The 19,592-nt window shown below is 34.5% G+C and carries 19 protein-coding genes and 1 tRNA gene; 11 read left to right on the top strand and 9 right to left on the bottom strand.

All coding sequences use genetic code 11. From position 1 onward, the window contains the following. Positions 1 to 6: 6 nt before the first annotated feature. The 6 genes from Q3Y49_RS04735 to Q3Y49_RS04710 are packed head-to-tail and all read left to right on the top strand — an operon-like array spanning position 7 to position 6,589. Positions 7 to 1,170: a glycosyltransferase family 2 protein gene (locus Q3Y49_RS04735; RefSeq protein ID WP_303271092.1), complete on the top strand. Its 1,164-nt coding sequence runs from the start codon at positions 7 to 9 to the stop codon at positions 1,168 to 1,170. A 9-nt stretch (positions 1,171 to 1,179) separates the two neighbouring features. Beyond that, positions 1,180 to 2,379, top strand: a complete 1,200-nt coding sequence (locus Q3Y49_RS04730; RefSeq protein WP_303271091.1) for an O-antigen ligase family protein — start codon at positions 1,180 to 1,182, stop codon at positions 2,377 to 2,379. After that, positions 2,366 to 3,487, top strand: a complete 1,122-nt coding sequence (locus Q3Y49_RS04725) for a glycosyltransferase (protein ID WP_303271090.1) — start codon at positions 2,366 to 2,368, stop codon at positions 3,485 to 3,487. Before Q3Y49_RS04730 ends, Q3Y49_RS04725 begins: the two co-directional genes overlap by 14 nt. Beyond that, on the top strand, positions 3,487 to 4,263 hold the full coding sequence (locus Q3Y49_RS04720) for a glycosyltransferase family 2 protein (RefSeq protein ID WP_303271089.1): 777 nt from the start codon (positions 3,487 to 3,489) through the stop codon (positions 4,261 to 4,263). Before Q3Y49_RS04725 ends, Q3Y49_RS04720 begins: the two co-directional genes overlap by 1 nt. Then, complete coding sequence (locus Q3Y49_RS18715; RefSeq protein WP_340152808.1) at positions 4,263 to 5,489, top strand: O-antigen ligase family protein; 1,227 nt, start codon at positions 4,263 to 4,265, stop codon at positions 5,487 to 5,489. The genes Q3Y49_RS04720 and Q3Y49_RS18715 overlap by 1 nt, the downstream gene beginning before the upstream one ends. A gap of 14 nt (positions 5,490 to 5,503) precedes the next feature. Beyond that, the gene (locus Q3Y49_RS04710; RefSeq protein WP_303271088.1) at positions 5,504 to 6,589 is read left to right on the top strand and encodes a glycosyltransferase family 4 protein; all 1,086 of its coding nucleotides are present in this window, start codon (positions 5,504 to 5,506) and stop codon (positions 6,587 to 6,589) included. 698 nt (positions 6,590 to 7,287) lie between these two features. On the opposite strand, the gene Q3Y49_RS04705 is transcribed toward Q3Y49_RS04710, so the two are convergent. Together Q3Y49_RS04705 and Q3Y49_RS04700 are read right to left on the bottom strand one after the other, a co-directional pair. Next, positions 7,288 to 8,085, bottom strand: coding sequence for a (Fe-S)-binding protein (locus tag Q3Y49_RS04705; protein ID WP_303271087.1), 798 nt, complete (start codon positions 8,083 to 8,085; stop codon positions 7,288 to 7,290). Positions 8,086 to 8,119: 34 nt separating this feature from the next. Further along, a complete protein-coding gene (locus tag Q3Y49_RS04700; RefSeq protein WP_303271086.1) occupies positions 8,120 to 9,433 on the bottom strand; it encodes a 4Fe-4S dicluster domain-containing protein in 1,314 nt (437 codons plus the stop codon). Between the two features lie 95 nt (positions 9,434 to 9,528). Here Q3Y49_RS04700 and Q3Y49_RS04695 point away from each other — a divergent pair. Together Q3Y49_RS04695 and Q3Y49_RS04690 are read left to right on the top strand one after the other, a co-directional pair. Further along, positions 9,529 to 9,601 (top strand) — tRNA-Phe (locus tag Q3Y49_RS04695). Between the two features lie 237 nt (positions 9,602 to 9,838). Further along, complete coding sequence (locus tag Q3Y49_RS04690) at positions 9,839 to 11,260, top strand: sensor histidine kinase (protein ID WP_303271085.1); 1,422 nt, start codon at positions 9,839 to 9,841, stop codon at positions 11,258 to 11,260. A gap of 168 nt (positions 11,261 to 11,428) precedes the next feature. Here Q3Y49_RS04690 and Q3Y49_RS04685 read toward each other — a convergent pair whose 3' ends face one another. From Q3Y49_RS04685 to dusB, 7 genes are all read right to left on the bottom strand, one after another. Next, positions 11,429 to 12,343 (bottom strand): hypothetical protein, encoded by a 915-nt coding sequence (locus Q3Y49_RS04685; RefSeq protein WP_303271084.1) that lies wholly within the window; start codon positions 12,341 to 12,343, stop codon positions 11,429 to 11,431. Further along, positions 12,336 to 13,571, bottom strand: a complete 1,236-nt coding sequence (locus tag Q3Y49_RS04680) for a DUF4221 family protein (protein ID WP_303271083.1) — start codon at positions 13,569 to 13,571, stop codon at positions 12,336 to 12,338. The genes Q3Y49_RS04685 and Q3Y49_RS04680 overlap by 8 nt, the downstream gene beginning before the upstream one ends. 50 nt (positions 13,572 to 13,621) lie before the next feature. Beyond that, complete coding sequence (locus Q3Y49_RS04675) at positions 13,622 to 14,482, bottom strand: pseudouridine synthase (protein ID WP_303271082.1); 861 nt, start codon at positions 14,480 to 14,482, stop codon at positions 13,622 to 13,624. Positions 14,483 to 14,555: 73 nt separating this feature from the next. After that, positions 14,556 to 15,119: an SMC-Scp complex subunit ScpB gene (gene scpB, locus Q3Y49_RS04670; protein ID WP_303271081.1), complete on the bottom strand. Its 564-nt coding sequence runs from the start codon at positions 15,117 to 15,119 to the stop codon at positions 14,556 to 14,558. After that, the gene (locus Q3Y49_RS04665) at positions 15,119 to 15,505 is read right to left on the bottom strand and encodes a TraR/DksA family transcriptional regulator (protein WP_303271080.1); all 387 of its coding nucleotides are present in this window, start codon (positions 15,503 to 15,505) and stop codon (positions 15,119 to 15,121) included. Before Q3Y49_RS04665 ends, scpB begins: the two co-directional genes overlap by 1 nt. 147 nt (positions 15,506 to 15,652) lie before the next feature. Beyond that, positions 15,653 to 16,546, bottom strand: a complete 894-nt coding sequence (locus Q3Y49_RS04660) for a DMT family transporter (protein WP_303271079.1) — start codon at positions 16,544 to 16,546, stop codon at positions 15,653 to 15,655. Then, on the bottom strand, positions 16,543 to 17,541 hold the full coding sequence (dusB, locus tag Q3Y49_RS04655) for a tRNA dihydrouridine synthase DusB (RefSeq protein ID WP_303271078.1): 999 nt from the start codon (positions 17,539 to 17,541) through the stop codon (positions 16,543 to 16,545). The genes Q3Y49_RS04660 and dusB overlap by 4 nt, the downstream gene beginning before the upstream one ends. Positions 17,542 to 17,579: 38 nt before the next feature. Between dusB and Q3Y49_RS04650 the strand changes: the two genes are divergently transcribed. From Q3Y49_RS04650 to Q3Y49_RS04640, 3 genes are read left to right on the top strand one after another with little or no spacing between them, the layout of a single operon-like run. Beyond that, a complete protein-coding gene (locus Q3Y49_RS04650) occupies positions 17,580 to 18,518 on the top strand; it encodes a CPBP family intramembrane glutamic endopeptidase (RefSeq protein WP_303271077.1) in 939 nt (312 codons plus the stop codon). After that, positions 18,515 to 18,721 carry a putative signal transducing protein gene (locus Q3Y49_RS04645; protein ID WP_303271076.1) on the top strand — a complete coding sequence of 69 codons (207 nt, stop codon included), beginning with the start codon at positions 18,515 to 18,517 and terminating at the stop codon, positions 18,719 to 18,721. Before Q3Y49_RS04650 ends, Q3Y49_RS04645 begins: the two co-directional genes overlap by 4 nt. Beyond that, complete coding sequence (locus Q3Y49_RS04640; RefSeq protein ID WP_303271075.1) at positions 18,702 to 19,535, top strand: phosphatidate cytidylyltransferase; 834 nt, start codon at positions 18,702 to 18,704, stop codon at positions 19,533 to 19,535. The genes Q3Y49_RS04645 and Q3Y49_RS04640 overlap by 20 nt, the downstream gene beginning before the upstream one ends. Positions 19,536 to 19,592 lie beyond the last annotated feature (57 nt).

The raw sequence follows: 19,592 nt of genomic DNA, 5'->3' as shown, positions 1-19,592 counted from the left end.
TGCATAATGAAAAAGCTTTCCATAGTAATCCCGACGAAAGATAGGGTAGAATATTTAACCATTTGCTTAAAATCATTGCTTGAGATAAACTCAGAAGATTTTGAAATAGTAATTCAAGATAACAGTAATGATAACCGGGAGATCACTTCATTTTTAAGAGAGTTGAATGATGAAAGATTGATTTATCATTATAATTCTGAACAACTATCTGTAATCGAGAATTGTGACCTAGGAATTAAAAACTCCATCGGGTCATATGTAACTTTATTAGGGGATGATGATGGAGTAACTCATGACATAATGAGTGCTGTGGATTGGATGGAAAGTAATAATTTTGATGCTTTAACTTCAAGTAAGCCTATCTATATATGGCCAGATACAAGCCGTCAAAGTAATTCGTTCACAGTTGATTTGGCTGGTAAATTAGTTATCAATTCTTTCAATAATACTTATAGAATAATTGACCCAAATAAAGAAAGACAAAAAGTGTTGTCGATAGGAGCGACATCACTACTCTTGTTGCCAAAATTATACCATGGGATAGTTAGGAGAGATGTACTAGAAAATATATTTAAGACATCTGGTTCGTATTTCCCTGGACCGAGTCCAGATATGGCAAATGCAATAGCCACATCTGTTTTTAGTAAATCTTATGTATATGTTGATTATCCAATATTTGTTTCCGGGAAAGGTGCAAAGAGCACTAGTGGAATGGGCCTTGCTAAGAAACATACTGGTGAAATAGAAAACCAAAAGTTCCTGCCTAAAGAGACCGTAAAAAATTGGACAGAGGAGATACCTTTTTTTTGGTCAGGGCAAACAATTTGGGCGGAGTCGGCAATACAAAGTTTGAATCGAGTAAATCGGTCGACTGAAATGAAGTGCTTTAATTTTGATTATTTATATTCAGAACTATTTATGTACGAATTTTTCTGGAGAGATAGAATTAATGAAAAAATAAAATATTCCATAAAAAGTAGTCTCAAAATGATTTATTATTTTGTACTTATTTTTAACAAGAGATTGTTTTCTTACCTAAAAAACTTTGTTAGGTACAGGTTGAATTTGAATAAAGAGAAAACTACGAGCTCTCAAATAAACAATATCCAAGAATGTATAAATTTTATCATGGATAAGAAATTGCCTTCAAATAAAATCTGGACAAAGTAATTGAATTCCTTGAAATCAAACATACGATACAATAGAGAATTAGTTTTGGTGCTTTTCATTATTTCAGGAAGTATTAAATCGATATTTATTTACTACAAAATTAATCTTTATTTAGACTTAACTTTACTTGCAGGTTTATTGATGGTTGCTGATTTATTAATTTATAAACACAACATTAAAAATGCTTTCATAACAAATAATCTGCTGCTACTTTCATTTACTTTTTATGTGTTTTTATCATTGGTTTGGAGTGAGTCTACAGAATTTAAATACATCAAGGTCTTTTTGTTTTTCACCAATATCTTGGGATATTTTTATTCAACTGTAGTTATTGATAAGTTAAATAAGAAATTGTTTTGGGAAATATTTATAGTAATTACGACATTAGCTAGTTTATGGTTTTCAACCTTGTTGAGAGGTTATATTGATGGTTCTAATTATAGCAAAGTGAAACCAATTCTCGGATTTTACTTATCAAGTTCTTTGTATGCAGGAATAAGCATAATAGTATTGTATCTAAAAACAGTTTTTATAAAAAGACCTTACATAAAATATTTCTTTTTATTTACAAATATTGTGCTTTTAGCAATTTTGGGAGGGAGAGCCCCAATTCTTTTTCTTATTTTGACTATTGTCTCATTATCGATAGTAAACTACAAGTCAATATTTCGCAGCATTAGGAATATTAAAGTATCGAAAAATCAATTATTTTCAATACCGTTTGGAGTTTCTGCCCTAATTGGCACAATATTCTTTTTTTATGAAACTATACAAATTTTAGCTGCCAGAACTTTGCAAAGGCTACAGTTAATATTTGAAAGAATTTTTGGATCAAATATTACTAGTGATATGAGTTCTACTAATGAGCGAATTGAACACTATAATTTTTCCTTTGAGAAGATCACAAATGGGTTTTCTGAATTCTTGTTTGGCTATGGATTTGGGAGTTATGGGATCTATAAATTAGGACAGGATATTAAGTTATATCCACATAATATACTTTTGGAAATGTTATTTGAGGTAGGATTAGTCGGTACTAGCCTTTTAATAATGTTCATTTATTTCAATGTACCCAAAAAAATCACCATTTTTGCGATGGCAATAAGTATCTTTTTACTTTTGAATTTCTTGAAGTCGTACTCTATTATTGATATAAGAATTTTCTTCTGCCTGATACCCTTAATTTATTTCAACAATGAAAGAAAATAAGATAGCTCATATTACAAGTGTCCATCCTAGGTTCGATACGAGGATATTTTTGAAAGAAGTACGATCGCTTTCAGAAGATAAAAGGAATGTATGTTTAATAGTCGCTGATGGAAAGGGTGATGAAGTCTCAAACGGAATAAATATTTATGATGTAGGTAAGCCAAATAATCGAGTATCTCGTCTTCTTTTTTCCTGGATAAAGATTACTTATACAGTCTTAAAACGGAGAATAAAGGTGATTCACTTTCATGATCCAGAATTAATATCTGCAGCACTTTTGCTTCGTTTATTTGGAGTAAAGGTAATTATGGATATCCATGAGTTAGTAATACATGACATTGATGACAAGGACTGGTTAAGAAAATTCTTCCTAACAAAAATAGTAAAGTTTATTTACTCGATATTTGAACGTATAGGTATTTTTATATCTTACAAAGTAATTCTTGCAGAGGCGGGGTATACAAACTACTTTCATAATAAATACAAAAGTCAACTTTCTAAATTTAGTGTAGTTAGAAATGTACCCAAAATGGAATTAATTGATTCTAAACCTAAATTAAAAAGAGATGGCAATAAAAATATTCTAATTTATGTAGGATTAATTAGTAAAATTCGAGGAATTGCCGAAATGCTTGAAACAATTGCAATTCTAGACGATACTTTTGAATTATGGTTAATAGGTAGGTGGGATTCGGAAAAATTACATAGCAAATGTAAATTGCATGCGGCTTGGTCAAAAGTAAAATATTTTGGCTTTTTACCGCCGCAAGAAATTTACAGCATTTGCAAATCTGGTGATATAGGGCTGTCAACTCTGCATCCTGTGGAAAATCATTTATACACTACACCAGTGAAGTCTTTTGAATACATGGCATGCAAATTACCAATGTTAATGTCGGATTTTCCATATTGGAAGGAATATTATCTTGACAAAGCTTATTATGTCAATCCCTTGGCACCCAAAGATATTGCAGGTACGATTGTTAGTATTTTAGAGAATACGAAATATAAAAATGAATTAATTGAGAAAGCCTATCATTTTGCTTTCCAGAATAGTTGGGAAAAAGAAAAAGAAATATTATTGAAACAGTATAAAGAAATAATTTGATGGAATCTGAAAATGCACCTTTGGTTTCGATTATTACTCCTTGCTATAATTCGGAACTATTTTTAGAGAGTACAATAAAATCGATAATAGACCAAGAGTACAATAATTGGGAACTATTAATTGTCGATGATTCATCTACAGATAATTCAAGGCAAATAATTTCATCATTTTCAGAGTTGGATTCCAGAATTAAGCCAATGTATTTGTCAAAGAATTCAGGACGAATTTATTGTAGAAATATTGCAATAGAGCAAGCCTTAGGTAAATACATTATTCATATAGACAGTGATGATATTTGGTATGAAAACATATTAAGTATCTCAGTGAAAATTATGGAGGAGGAAAATATTTCCTTTCTATTTTCATCTTATGATAGATTTTTAGTGTCAAAGAAGCAGTTAATATCACCTAGGATTGCTCCAGAAAAAGTTACTCTCGATGAAATTTGTAAGTCGAACCCAATCAGTTGCTTAACTGCAATATATAATAGTCATAAACTTGGTAAGCGTTATTTTTCTAAAGAATTCGAAAGAGAAGATTTAGTATTATGGTTGTCGTTGCTAAAAGATGTTGATTATGCATATGGAAATAGTGAAATCTTAGCTAAATACAATATACGAAAGGGCTCAGTCTCGGAAAACAAATTTAGAATGTTAGGACAACAGTGGGATGTTTACCGGAATTATCTTGGTTTTTCTCCTCTTAAATCCTTATATTATCTTTCGTATTATGCAGCTTATGGGTTAATTAACTATAGAAAGGCACTTTTCAGATAATGGCAATTAAAAGAGCAATTACCGACCTTAATTTATTATTTGTATTATTTTTCATATTTACTATTCCCTTTAAGACACAGTTAAATTCTGCTGTAATTATTGCATTGGTGCCGATTAATATCTACTTGATTCTTTTCAATAGGCCAAAATTCATTTGGGATAACAAAAGAATTTTGTTATTTTCAACTATTCCGCTTTATTGTTTATTGGTATTTAGTCTTCTTATATCTTCAAATGCAGAATTAGGCTTTAAGTATGTCGTTAGAATATCTTCTTTTCTAATAATTCCGATTGCATACCTCAATCTAAAATTTCATCAAAATTTGATAGGTAAGCTGCTCTTTACCTTCATTTGCAGCATTATTATTTCAATAATCATAATATATACATATGTATTCTATGACATGTCAGTTACATATAGGAATATTAGTTTCTTAAATTCGTGGTGGTACTCAAGCTATAAATTACTTTCTCCATTGAAAATACATACAACCTATTTTGGAATGTATCTATTGATGTCCATTGGTATATTAATAAAATACTTTCTAGAGAACAAATTAAATAGGTTTGTTTTTTATGTAATGGTATCAGTAATTTATTTTGTTTTAATAATGAATACATCTAGAATGCCAATACTTATTGGGGGCCTTTTGTTGATATATTTAGGGTTTATGATTTTCAAAATATATAAGAAAGACTTCATTATTTTCTTCATAGTGTTTACTGGTATTGTATACTATAGTCTTCAATCAAGTTATCTTTCAGATCGATTTAGTGCCTTATTTAATCAGGAATATTCAATGAAAGATACTGAAATTACCGATATTGGGAGTGTTCAATCAAGAGTAGCTGTATTGGAATCAGCGTTCAGCGTTATAAAAAGATCTCCGTTATATGGTTATGGAGTTGGATCGGATCAAAAAGCTTTAAATATTCAATATGAAAAAAATGAATATTATTGGGCACTAAATAAGTCCCAAAATGCCCATAATCAGTTTCTTCAGACTTTTCTTCAAATTGGGATAATTGGTTTATCAAGTTTTTTAGTACTGCTGTTTAATGTTTTAAGGAAGAGTTTCATGATAAAACTACTGCCGATGTGTATCTTTACGCTGATAATTGTGTTTTCATCATTGAGTGAGTCAATTTTAGGATTGCAAAAAGGAATAGTCTTTTTTGCTACCTTTGCAAATGTTTTTATTATCCGAGATATATCTGAACAATAATTGAATAAATAGAAATGCCCCAAACCCTAGCTAGTTTAATTACTTCATTTATTCTAACCTTTTTGGTTACTCCATTGGTTGTAGGCTTTTTTAAAAAGCGTAATATCATGGATAAGCCAGGAGGTAGGAAGATTCATACTGGTGATACACCTTCTATGGGGGGGATAGCAATTTTTATCGGGATGATTATTGCGCTGCTTATATGGATGCCAATGGTTGGCCTGCAGCGATTTAAGTTCTTCTATGGTGCTATGGGTATTATGTTTATAGTGGGTCTTCGAGATGATTTAGTACCAGTTAGACCCATCGTGAAGCTGGCAGCACAGCTGTTATCTTCCTGCATGGTCATTTTCTTAATGGATATTAAACTCAATTCATTCTATGGATTGTTAACTATAGAAGAATTACCCTACATTATAAGCTTCTTCTTTTCATTATTTACTTTAATCGTAATTACCAATTCCTATAATCTAATCGATGGGTTAGATGGCTTAGCTAGTAGTATCGGGATTATTGCTTTTTTCTTTTTTGGGATCTATTTCTTCTTGGTTGGGCAGACGTATTATTCAATGGTTTGCTTCGCCTTCATAGGGGCTTTAATAGCTTTCCTTAATTTTAACTGGGAACCATCCCGTATTTTTATGGGAGATACAGGAGCATTATTAATTGGTTTTGCTTTAGCGGTGGTTACGATAAAATTCATTGATTATAACCACTATTTACCCGAAGAGACTCCTTTCAAATTAACCTCATCAGTTGCAGTTGGGATCTCAGTGATTATTATTCCACTTTTTGATACCTTGAGGGTATTTATTTCAAGAGCAGTTAAGAGGAAATCACCTTTTTCACCTGATAAAACGCATTTGCACCATATTTTAATGAGGCTAGGGTTTAGCCATTCCGGAACTACCCTGATTATGATTGCGACCAATATTGCCATTATTTGTATTGCCCTTGCTTTAGATTTTCTGGGCGATAATATCTTAGTGCCGCTTATAATTGGGCTTTGTATATTGTTAAGTCTTATGCTTGATGAAATCCTACGTGCCAATATTAGAAGAAAGAAAAAAGCTATTACAAAAAGCTTCAGAAGGGATTAGAGTAGTGTCAAGAAGCTAGTATTTGGCATCAAGGTTCAGATTGATTTCTAATTTGTAGTTTCTATTTTTCTTTTTTAGTACAACAAGACAGCTCTCCTTCTGCAAAATTGACAGCCTTATAACACCCCTATAATCCCCTCCAGAGGATAGTCTCACAGATTCCAATTTGTGGAATACTTTAATCTAAATCAGGGAGTTCATGAAAAATACCACAAATCCCTCAAGTCAAAAAAATTTTGATCTGAGAGTTGCGGGAAGGAGGACAAACCTGCCTGCTGGCAGGCAGGAATGCGTGCCTGCTTGTGCAGACAAGCCAGACGAGGACGTGGGCTGAAGCTTATTTTTGTCTTGATTTTTCTTTCTTTTTGATCAAGCAAAAAGTATAAAGGCAGAAAATTTATTTTGGTAAATATATCTTGCTATTATTTCTAAAACCTCAAATTTCACTCAAACACATCAATTTTGATGTTTTACCTATGATTAAATCTCAAAAATGATACTGTAATTTTTATTTTAGCTTATATAAAGGTACTTTTCATTTTTCAAGAGGGACCACTTAAAGGCTATAAACCAGCTAAAGCTGGAAATCTAACCATAAAAGTCACAAAGATAACAAAAGAAAACAGCCAAAGGCTGACAAACCTCTGGCTGAAAAGACTGTGAATACGTGATACTTGATACTGAATTCTCGCTACTAGCTAAAGTCCCTGATTCTTAGCAATCAATTCAGCTAAATCAAAAACTTTTACATTGTGCTCTCTTTCTTTATTTTTAACACCATCGGTCATCATGGTCATGCAGAATGGACAGCCTGCCGCAATTACTTCTGCCCCTGTGTCTAATGCTTCTTCGGTTCTCTCAATATTGATTTCCTTATTACCTTTCTCAGCATCTTTGAACATCTGTGCACCACCAGCTCCACAACAAAGGCCTTTGGTTTTGCATCTTTTCATTTCCACTAGCTCTGCATCTAAGGCTTTGATAACATCTCTAGGAGCCTCATATACACCGTTTGCTCTACCTAAATAGCAAGAATCATGGAAAGTGATTTTTCTTCCTTTAAATTCGCCCCCGTCTTTTAAAGTTACCTTCCCTTCATTAATCAATCCTTGCAAGAATTGGGAATGATGCATTACCTCGTAATTTCCACCCAATTCAGGATATTCATTTTTGATAGTGTTAAAGCAATGCGGACAAGCGGTTACAATCTTTTTAATGTTGTAGCCATCCAATACCTGGATGTTACTCATAGCTTGCATTTGGAAAAGGAATTCATTCCCGGCTCTTCTGGCAGGATCTCCAGTACAGCTTTCCTCAGGGCCTAAAACGGCAAAGTTGATGCCTACCTTGTTCAATATTTTGGTAAATGCAATGGTTACCGCTTTGTAGCGGTCATCAAATGAACCGGCACAGCCCACCCAAAATAACACCTCAGGAGCTTCTCCTTTGGCACTCATTTCTTGCATGGTTGGGACTTTATATGTTGAATCGCTCATAATATCTTGATTTATAATTTTCGTTACCTAAAATTTATTTCTCTTCTTCTTTTAGTTTATCTGCCCATTTGAAACGGTCAGTTGGCGGGAATTTCCAAGGTGCAAAGCTAGTCTCCACATTTTGGAACATTGCATTCCATGATTGCGGTGAACTGCTTTCTTCCATGGCCATATATCTTCTTCCCTGTAAAATGATATCCAACGGATTGATGTTGATAGGGCATGCTTCTACGCAAGCATTACAGCTTGTACAGGCGTTTAATTCTTCTGCTGATATGTAATCATCGCTAAACAAAGAACTGCCTGATTCGGCTTCTTTTCCCGCTTTAATATTGTCCCCAATCTCAGTGATCCGATCTCTGGTATCCATCATAATTTTGCGTGGGGAAAGTTTTTTCCCAGTAATGTTAGCCGGACATTCAGCTGTACATCTACCACATTCAGTACAAGCATAAGAGTTCATTAGATTGACCCAAGTGAGGTCTGTTGCATCTTTTGCGCCTAATCTGGCAACTTCTGCGGGGGGATCACCGGCATCCATACCCAGCATGCTTTTTACTTCAGTAGTTACTTCATCCATATTGTTCATTTTCCCTTGAGGAGTGATTCTGGCAAAATAAGTATTGGGGAAGGCCATAAATATGTGCAAGTGCTTCGAGTAGGTTACATATACTGCAAAAGCTAAAATCCCAATGATGTGGAACCACCATGCGAATCTCTCTGTGAATATTAGAGCATCCACACTCATTCCTTCGAATAACGGGGTTAAAAAGCTACTAAAGAAGAAACTTCCTGTTTGGATATAATGATCATCTTTTCCTTGTAAAAGCTGGTCAGTAGCATTCATGGATAGAATCGCGAACATCAAAATGATTTCTATCACCAAAATTAAATTCCCGTCTAGCTTAGGCCATCCTTTCAATGATCTTAATCTGGGCACGCTCAAAGCATTTCTCCTGAGAAGGAAAGCCACACAAGAAACTAATACAAGGACAGCTAGGAATTCAAAAACATTGATAGCTATGGTGTATGCATCTCCCAAAAAGGGGGCGAAAATTCTATGCGTTCCCGCGATTCCATCAATGATAAATTCTAAAACTTCCAAGTTGATCACTAAAAAGCCTACGTAAATCATCAAGTGTAGAATGGCAGGGATCAACTTTTTGAACATTTTCTTTTGACCGAAAGCGATAAGTAAGGTGTTTTTCCATCGTTGGCCTTTATTGTCACTTCTATCAACATCTTTACCGAGATTGATATTATTTTTGATGCTTCCTATTCTTTGTGCAAGAAAGTAACCTGCTACCGCAAGTACCAGTAAGAAAGCGATTTGCGAGATGTATTCCATAGTTTTATCTTAATCGTTGAAAATTTTTTATTATATTTTTTTTAAAATCCTTTTGCAGGATAAATATTTCACCTACTTTTGCACCACTCAATCACGGTGCTGTAGCTCAGTTGGTAGAGCATCGGACTGAAAATCCGTGAGTCGGTGGTTCGAATCCACTCAGCACCACAAGCCTTGCTCTCAAAAGCAAGGCTTTTTTTATGTTCTGTATGTGGTTGTCTATGAGTCCCATTTTTCATTAATTTTCTGTCTAAGCTTACACTTGAAATTTAAAAATAATAGTTGAGTTTAAAAATAGTATGCATACATACTATTTTTGTAATAATTTAAAATCAATACAGATAAGCTTTTGTTTATTATGTTAGATTATAATTGTTACTTTAGTAAATATAAAACATTTATTCATTGATTGATCAATCTTTATTCAAACAGTATTTCGAAAATATACTTGTAAGTTATTCAGGACAAGCACTTTGGGGAATCGGGCTTGCCTTGATTTTATGGTACTTTTTTAATTTATATCAAAGAAAGCATTTACAACTCTGGTCTTATAGTTGGGTGGCTTTTGCCTCATTTGTCCTCTTTTCCTTATTGACACTTTTTTGCGCGAAAAACGAAAATATTGGACCATTCTGGCAGAATATCTTTACTTTTCTTTTCCAAATTGCTGGTCTGATGCATGTCGTTTGGCTGTTGCAAGGGACATATCACCTTATTCAAAAAAAATCTTTGAGTTTAAAGCAAGAGTATATTCTGTACGTCTTGGTGATATTTATAGCGCTGATTAGCTCACTTTTCTACTTATTGGAGGAAGAGGGAGGCTATATTTTTTCTCTGATTGTTCCCTTTACCATTAAGTCTTTAATCGTTGGAATTGCATTTATTTTTGCCGGGGTTCAGATTATGAGAATTGGAAGAAGGGATAGTGCCGTGGGTAAAAAATTATTATGGATTTCCTTTCTACTTTATGGTTTCGAGAATTTAAATTATGCTCTTGGCGGAGCGTATATGATTTTTGAGGAGAATTTCATTTTGGAGGTAAATACTACATTGGGAGTTATAGATTTTTTACTTCTTTCATTTATAGGAATTGGAATGATCATATGGTTATTAGAAGAAGAACGTTCAGCCTTGGAAAAAACCAACCGGGAATTGGATAGTTTTCTTTATAGCACCTCTCACGATTTGCGAGCCCCTGTGGCCTCCCTACTAGGGTTAATTAATATTGCTAAGCACGATATTAAAGAAGAATCAGGGCAGCAATATGTCAAAATGATGGAAGAGCGAGTAAAAAAGTTGGATCATATTTTCGGTGATATTCTCAATTACTCACGCAATATCAAAACAGAGATAAACCTAAAAACCTTTAGACTAGGTGAAATGGTTGAAGATATAATTACAGATGTTAAATTTAATCAAGGTGCAGATAGCATCCGTTTAGATTACGATGAACAAATTCACCACACTTTAAGAACTGATTATTATCAGCTGAAGGTAGTATTGGGTAACTTAATTTCTAATGCGGTAAAATATCATGACGCAAAAAAACCTGATCAATTTATTGCAATACGTTTCGAGAAAGTGGATAGGGACGTTCATATTTCCGTTGAGGATAATGGTATAGGTATTGCAGCTGAAAGCCAGCATAAGGTGTTTGATATGTTTTATAGGGCCACAAGTGAGGCTGAAGGGTCTGGTCTCGGCTTGTTCATTGTCCAACAAGCACTAGAAAAAATCAGTGCTCGCATCACTTTAGTTTCCGAACTGGGAAAAGGCAGTATTTTTAAGGTAATCATCGAAAATGCTGGGGTGAAGCTAGATGATTAGCCCCCTTGCCCCCAAAGGGGGAAGACGCACAGATTTACTTTTTTTAATCTCTAATTTTCTACGATAAAAGCACAAGCGGACGCTTGCGCAATTGCAGTATGATTCATCATGGCTTCTGGTTCAAGCGTCCGCTTGGAGCTTTGTGCGAGTTTTGTCCTCTATTTAATTTCAATAATAAGCTTTAAAGGGCTTTAAATAATGTGTTTGATTATCATTCTCATCTGATTCCTTGTATAGTACAGATTCATCATAAATAGCAACTGGAAAATGAGCTAGATCGAATAATTTTTTAACTCCTGAACCTAAATAAAAGCCATAAAGCTCAAATTTATTTTTGTTGTTTTCTTTCACTAAATAATGTTTTCCTTTAGCTGTATCGGGAAAATAGTACCAAACACCATCCTCATTTTCAGGGAAATCATAGTGGCTTACCTCTTCAGTTTTAGGGTTTAGAAAATAAACTTTTTGGGATTTAAACCAGACAATGGCAAACTGACCATTTACATAATATTGTTTTTGATTAAGATGTCGTTGGATATCGGTTGGGTTGTCTTTGTTATTTCTGATTTTTTTTGGTATTTCTTCAATCAATACCTTTCCCTCATGTTTGAGTTGGCTTCCAATATACTTCCTACCTTCCCTATTTTCTTCCCAACCAAATTTTTTATCTTTCCATATTAGTATTTTTTCAAAATCACCTCTTTCAACTTCTGCTTTTTTAATACTATCCTCTTTAAATCCGGAATTAGTGAATGGAATTAGATAGGAATCAGAAATTGAGGTCAGTAATATGTGATTTTTTAAGGTAATAATGTCATGAAAATAGACTTCTTTATTCAAACTATCAATAATTAAGTTTTCAGCATTTAATAGTCTTAATATTGGGGCTTCAGTTTTCTCTTGTGCTGCATAAGCTATCTTATAACCACTTTTAAGGGGAATTAGATTGTGAATACTTTCATTGTAATTGGAGTAATAATGATGCTCTTTCAGCCCATGTTGTCCAGTAACATTTTGAACAAATGCAGACCCAAAACAGAAAGTTACAAATGCAAGTGTCTTAGAAATCGATGTTTTATTCACAGACGATTTCATAAACATAATATTGTCTATGATTTTCACTGAAATTTGGATTTAAAGGATTGTTATAACTTATATATAGTTTATTATCTATTGCGAAGGATTCCAAGAAAAACATAGCTTCTGAGTCGGAAAAGTCTTTTTCAAGAATTAAATTTAAATCCTCATCTAAGATTTGAACAGAGAAATTTAAATCGAGCGGGTCTCTATTTTCGCCATCTAAAGTTTTAGCACTTTGACCTAGTTTTATAAATCTATAAACATAATCACCAGTACTATTGGCAAGCATATGCGTATAAAAATCACTTTCTGTAAGAAAATCTCTTTCCTGCTCAAGAGGTGGGTCATAGCCAATTTCTTCAGCTCCAACGACTAAATTATTGGAATACTTGCTTTTCAAGTGTAAGGCTTTGATTAATTTTAATGAGTCTGAATCATAGAGTACTAAGTCATTTAAGCTAGGATAAAAATTGATGATCTTATTGGAAGTAAATATACCACCCATTCCGAACATCGGGTAAAATGACTTTTCTTTAAATTCAGTGGGTAATTTACCGAATTTCCGGGTTTTGTTATTTTCTAAGTTAAAGGCGATTTGTGTAAATGTGGCTTGCGTTTCCATTTCAATCATCAAACCTTTATAGAGGTAAAAATATAGTTCGTTTTTTTCAGTTGTAAAATGCATCCTGTAGTGCCCAATCTCTGATTCATGCCCAAACCAATACTCTTTATATTTATCAGGTAAATGTTTATTTAAATCCCATTTACTGCGTAATTCACCACTTTGGTTTATCAAGTAAATCATCTTCTGATTCATTCTACCTGATAAAATAAAAATGGAATCTAAGCTTTGAATAAAGAAGTCATCTACATGAGATATTCCTTCGGGGCCTTCTTTTTCAATTGGAATTGAAATGGATTTTGCTTGATCAGTATTTATGGGAAAAAGGTTAAACGCTTGTGTTCCATTGCTGAAAAAGGAAAGATAATGCTGGTCGTTTTCACTATACAATCTCCCGTTCATCATCAAAGGGCTGATTTGAGAACCCAGTTCAAATTTTAATGTATCCGATAAAATGAGGTTACATTTTTGTTTTGAATCATTAGCCTCTTCAAGCTGATAATAATAATCGTTATCTTTTTCTTCTATTGGCGAATTACAACCCCCATTAAAGAGTGTGGTAAATATATATAGAAAAAATACGGATAGATGAAATGGAAATGAACGCATTCAAAAAGGTTGATTTAAGGTTTCATCCTAAAAGTATTAAAATAATTCTGTTACCTCAAATGCTTCAAATTAATAACTTCTTTCTCTTTTAAAAATCTCCATTTACCTCTTGCTAAATCCTTTTTGGTCAATCCTGCGAAGGTGGTTCTGTCTAATTTGACTACTTCATAACCTAAATGTTCAAATGTCCTTCTCACAATACGATTACGTCCCATCCTGATTTCCATACCAAGGCTTTGGGCATCCGGGGTAAGCAGGGCAAGATTATCAACTTTCACCTCTCCGTCCTCCAAAGTAATCCCTTCCTGAATTTTCAGGAAATCTACTTCAGTAATGGGTTTATCTAACTCAACTTGGTAGATTTTTTTGACTTTATGTTTTGGGTGCGTGAGCTTTTTGACCAGTTCTCCATCGTTTGTGAAAAGTAAAAGGCCCGTTGTATTTCGATCTAATCGACCAACAGGATAGATTCTCTCATCACCTGCTGCTGAAATCAAATCCATTACTGTTTTTCTGCCTTTAGGATCATCCATAGTGGTAATAAAGCCCTTTGGCTTATTAAGCAATACGTAAACAAGTTTTTCCCTTTTGATCGGTTTTCCCTCAAAAGCCACATCATCCGTTGGCTTCACTTTAAAGCCCAATTCTTTTACTAGCTTGTTGTTAACTTTTACTTTTCCGTCAGCTATATGTTTGTCGGCCTCCCTTCTAGAGCAAATACCAGCATTTGCAATATATTTATTTAATCGAATGCCTTCTTTGAGCTCCTTTTCTTTTACTTCCGCTGACTTTAATTTTTTAATGTCATATTCAGGAGTTTCCGCTTTTCTTTGGTTGGAAAACTTCTTAACCTGATGGGATTTTGAGGGTCTTTGTGGTTTCTGGCCTTTTGGGGACTTCTTATTTTGCATAGGGAAGAAATTTTTACGCAGACGTACTTAAGTCTGTCATTATTTCAAGTACAAAACTACGCTTCTATTCTGACTAATCCTCGTTTTCTTTTCCTATTTGGTTTTCGTCTTGGGAAAAGTCCTTCGGTGTAGGCAAATCTTTCAAATCATTGATGCCGAAATATTCCATGAAATTTTGGCTGGTACCATATAATATGGGTCTCCCAATTGCATCTGCTTTGCCTTTTATTTCAACCAATTCTTTTTCCAAAAGCTTTTGAACTGTGTAGTCGCAGTTCACACCTCTGATTTGTTCCATCTCGCCTTTAGTAATAGGTTGCTTGTAGGCAATAATGGAAAGAGTCTCTAGCGCGGAAGTAGATAGTCTCTTCTTTGATTGTTGTTTCAGCATGATGCCGATACTGGCTTGATAAGCAGGCTTAGTCATAAACTGATATCCGCCCCCTATATTTTCTACTTGAAAAGAGTATTCGTCAGCTTCATATTTTTTAAGAATCTTCTGAACTGCATCTTCAATATCTTCTTTAGGAATATCTGCTTCAAACATTTCAGATAAGCATTTTTGAATTTCTTGTAACTTCAAAGGAGAAGTTGCACAGAAAATCAATGCCTCAATATGGTTGAGCAGAAAATCCATTAATTATCCTGAGCTAACTTTGCCTCTATAGATTGTGTAGTATGTGGAACAGCTCTTAACCTTTCTTTAGAAATTAATTTACCTGTTACTGAACAAATCCCATAAGTACCATTTTTTATTCTTACTAAGGCATTTTCTAAGTTAGTGATAAATTTCTGCTGACGAGCTGCCAACTGGTTCATACTTTCTTTTTCCATGGTGTCTGCGCCATCTTCCAACACTTTTACATTTCCAGACGTGCCATCGGTTCCAGAATCATCGGAACGGGTAATGGTAGATTTAATGTATCTTAATTCTTCTTTAGCTTTATCTAATTTGCTGGTGATTAATTGTTCAAATTCATTAAGCTCATCTGCACTATATCGGGTTTTCTCATTATCACTCATAACATGTATAGATTAGTTTTAATTGCGGCAAAAATAAATGCTTTCCGTGAAAACAAAAACTATTTAATGAATAAATCAGCTATTATTTCGGTGTGAAGCGAATAATTATCGATGTATTATTTTAGTAATGTTAGAATTATCCAAATATTATTTTTTGGGGCGATTCGCAAAGGCAACTCCCAATATAATAAGTACAATTCCAATGTAATGACCAAATACCAAAATTTCTCCATCTAATAGTCCCCAGATTATGGCAACGACAGGAATCAAGTAAGTTACGAAACTGGTGAAGACAGGCGAAGTCAGTTTAACTAGTCGGTTAAATAAAATCAGTGCAAAGGCGGTTCCTATTACTCCTAGAATAGTAATGTAAAGCAATGCTCTCCATGCACCGTCTTCATATTGCATTTTCGACACAAAATCACTGGATCCAAACAAATACCCGCCTGCTAAAGGAGCGATTAGCACCAAAGAGATACTTGTGATCATCCGTGGTGTCAACACACTAAATTGAGTCTTAATTATATTTAAATTAAAACCATAACATAGCGTGGCTAAAATCACGAATATGGCATAAAAGTTGAAATTGCCCAGTTCACCACCTGAACCAGCAACTATCAAAACTATGGTTCCGCCAAAGCCCATTGCAATACCCAAGCTATCGCGTAATTTTAAACTGCCTTTAAAGAAAATCACCCCAACTAAAAGCGCAAAAATTGGAGTTAAGGCATTCAGAACTCCTGTAATTCCACTTTCTAATTGTGTTTGAGCATAGGCAAAAAGAAATGCTGGGCCAAAACTTCCCACCATACCGGAAATAAACAACCATTTCCATTGTCTTTTATTTAAGGATTTAAGTTTCGGTAGGGACAAAGGCAATAGCACTAAGGCGGCAGAAAATATTCGAATTGCTCCCACTTCCCCTGCAGAAAACACCAAAAGACCTTTTTTGATTAGAATAAAAGAACTTCCCCAAATGAGCGCTAGTAGAATTAATAATCCATAAACTAGTACAGGGCTAGCAGACTCTTTTTCGCTCATATTCTTTCCATCATTTGATCGGCAAAAACATTATTTACTTCATCCAGGGTTTCTAAAACTGATTCGTAATTCTCACCTTCCACTAATCGCGTTCTATACGGTTTAAAATGTGGAATTCCTTTAAAGTAGTTGGTATAATGTCTTCGCATTTCATAAATCCCAACTTTTTCACCTTTCCATTCTACTGAGAATTTAAGATGCTTTTTGGCTGTTTCTACACGATCTTCCAAATTGGGAACAGGTAAAATTTCTCCTGTCTTTAGGAAGTGTTTGATTTCGTTGAAAATCCATGGGTAGCCTATGGCAGCACGTCCAATCATAATACCATCCACTCCATATCTGTTTTTGTATTCCAAGGCTTTTTGTGGTGAATCTATATCACCGTTACCAAAAATTGGTATGTTGATTCTTGGGTTGTTTTTGACATTGGAGATTAGTGTCCAGTCTGCTTCCCCTTTGTACATTTGCTGGCGAGTCCTTCCATGGATGGATAATGCTTTTATTCCTACATCTTGCAATCTTTCGGCTACTTCTTCGATGTTTTTGGAGGACTCATCCCAGCCTAGTCGGGTTTTAACAGTAACTGGCAAATCCGTAGCTTTAACCACTGATTCAGTCAGTCGCACCATCAAGTCTACATCTTTCAAAACGCCAGCTCCCGCGCCTTTAGTCACCACTTTTTTAACTGGGCAACCAAAATTAATATCGACTAAATCAGGTTGAGTTGCATTTACTATGCTGGTAGCCATAGACATAGCTTCTTCATCTCCACCGAATATTTGAATACCTATAGGTTTTTCGTAATCGAAAATATCGAGTTTTTGTCTGCTTTTAATGGCATCCCGTATCAATCCTTCAGATGAAATAAATTCTGTGTACATCAGATCAGCGCCATTGTCCTTGCATACTGCTCTGAATGGCGGATCGCTTACATCTTCCATCGGTGCCAAAAGCAATGGAAATTCGCTTAATGATATGTTTCCTATCTTTACCAATTTGATAATCTTAATTTTGGTGTAAATTTACGCACTATATGAATTCTTTAAAGCATAACAACCCACAAATTCTCCATAAAAATCCCTGGACCTCCATTTTTTACCTTGTACTGCTGTTTTTGGCTTGGAATCTTTTCAGTCAATTAATTGGGACAGGTATTGCTGTGGTGGTGGCGGGAGTAGATTTTATGGAAAGCCAAAAGCTTTTGGAGCCGCCATTCAGTGCTAACAGTAAATTATTTATGTATGTAGCTCAGGGGATAAGTCATTTTCTTGGATTCACTTTGTTTGCACTCTTTTTTATTAAAGTGATGGACAAAATGAGCTTGAAAACTTATTTCAATAACAGGAATGTTGGTTTACAGCCATCAATTTTGATTGTATTGACCACCTTTTCTTTTATGATTTTCAATTCCATAGTTATAGAGTGGAATATGAACATTGAATTCCCGGAATTTATGAAAGGCTTTGGAGAATGGGCCAGAAACATGGAAGATCGCCTGATGCAACTCACAGAATTGCTTAGTTCTTATGGAAGTTTTGGGGAAATGTTAATTGCTTTGGTCATCATAGGAATATTACCTGCAGTTGGTGAGGAACTAGTTTTTAGAGGTCTTTTGCAAAATAAAATACAAGCAGCTACCAAAAATGCGCATTTAGCCATTTGGATTAGTGCTATCATTTTTGGAGCCTTTCATATGCAGTTCTTTGGAGTGGTGCCAAGAATTTTATTAGGAGCCCTGTTCGGTTACATTTATCTTTATTCAGGGAATATATGGTATCCTATTTTAGCACATTTTGTTAATAATGGTTTGGCAGTGGTGGTGATGTATTTCGGACCAAAGTATGTTGAAGATTTTGACCCGATGGAAGTAGACACAGCAGTTCCATTGTATGTTTCAATTATCGGCTTATTCGCTTGTCTCGTTTTTTTCTTTTATTTTAAGAAATTTATGAAGGGAACAGCGCAGGAATGAAGAATTGGAAGACTGTTTTCAAAACGGATAAGCTTTATCAGGCGCAAATCGTAAAGGATTATTTGCAGGATAAGGAATTGCATGCCATTATTGTAGATAAAAAAGATTCAGCCTATCTGTTTGGCTATTACGAAATCGCAGTTACAGTGGACGAGGTAATGCGGGCGATTAAACTAATTGAAGATGATATCAAATTTGAGTAAATACAATAATTTAACCCAAAGGATTATAGCAGCATTATTGGGGGTAGCAATAATTCTTTCGGCTATAATTTATAGTGAGTGGACCTATTTTATAGTATTCTTTATACTTTGCGCTTTGACCCAATTAGAGTTTTACAAGCTCGTTGGCTTAGACGGGATGCTCCCGTTGAAATTTTGGGGAACTATAACCGGCCTTTCAATTTACAGCATTACATTTTTAGTGTATGCAGAGCATTTGGATCCAAGAATATACTTCGCCATTGCACCGATTGCATCTACTGTTTACTTTGTAAAGCTTTACAAAAAGAATGACAAAAAGCCATTTACTAACATAGCCTATACTTTTTTAGGTATTATTTACGTGGCAGCACCATTTGCATTACTGCATATTGCAGTTTTTTACAACGGTACCTACAGCTTTCAAATCATCATTGGGGCACTTTTTATTCAGTGGGCTAGTGATACAGGAGCATATTTTGCTGGTGTAAAGTTTGGAAAGCGAAAACTATTTGAAAGAATTTCCCCTAAGAAAACATGGGAGGGAGCTTTAGGTGGGACGATACTCGCATTTGTTTTTGCGATCATCATGGCGGCCAATTTTGATGAAATTGCAGATTGGCAGTGGTTATGCATTGCAGGCATTATAGTTATAGCAGGAACTTATGGTGATTTAGTAGAGTCTCTTTTTAAAAGAAGTATTGAAGTAAAGGATTCAGGCTCCATAATTCCAGGCCATGGCGGTTTTTTGGATAGATTTGATGGACTTTTGCTATCCGCGCCATTTATTTCTGCTTTTTTGATGCTTTTTGAATGATTTTTACAACATTAGCATCATAAAAAGTAAAAATCAGTCAACAAATAACTAATTTTA

Origin of the sequence: Marivirga harenae, assembly GCF_030534335.1 — a bacterium.
Taxonomy (GTDB): Bacteria; Bacteroidota; Bacteroidia; order Cytophagales; family Cyclobacteriaceae; genus Marivirga; species Marivirga harenae.
The sequence above is the reverse complement of the archived record's forward strand: the minus strand, read 5'-3'. Positions and strand labels throughout refer to the sequence as shown.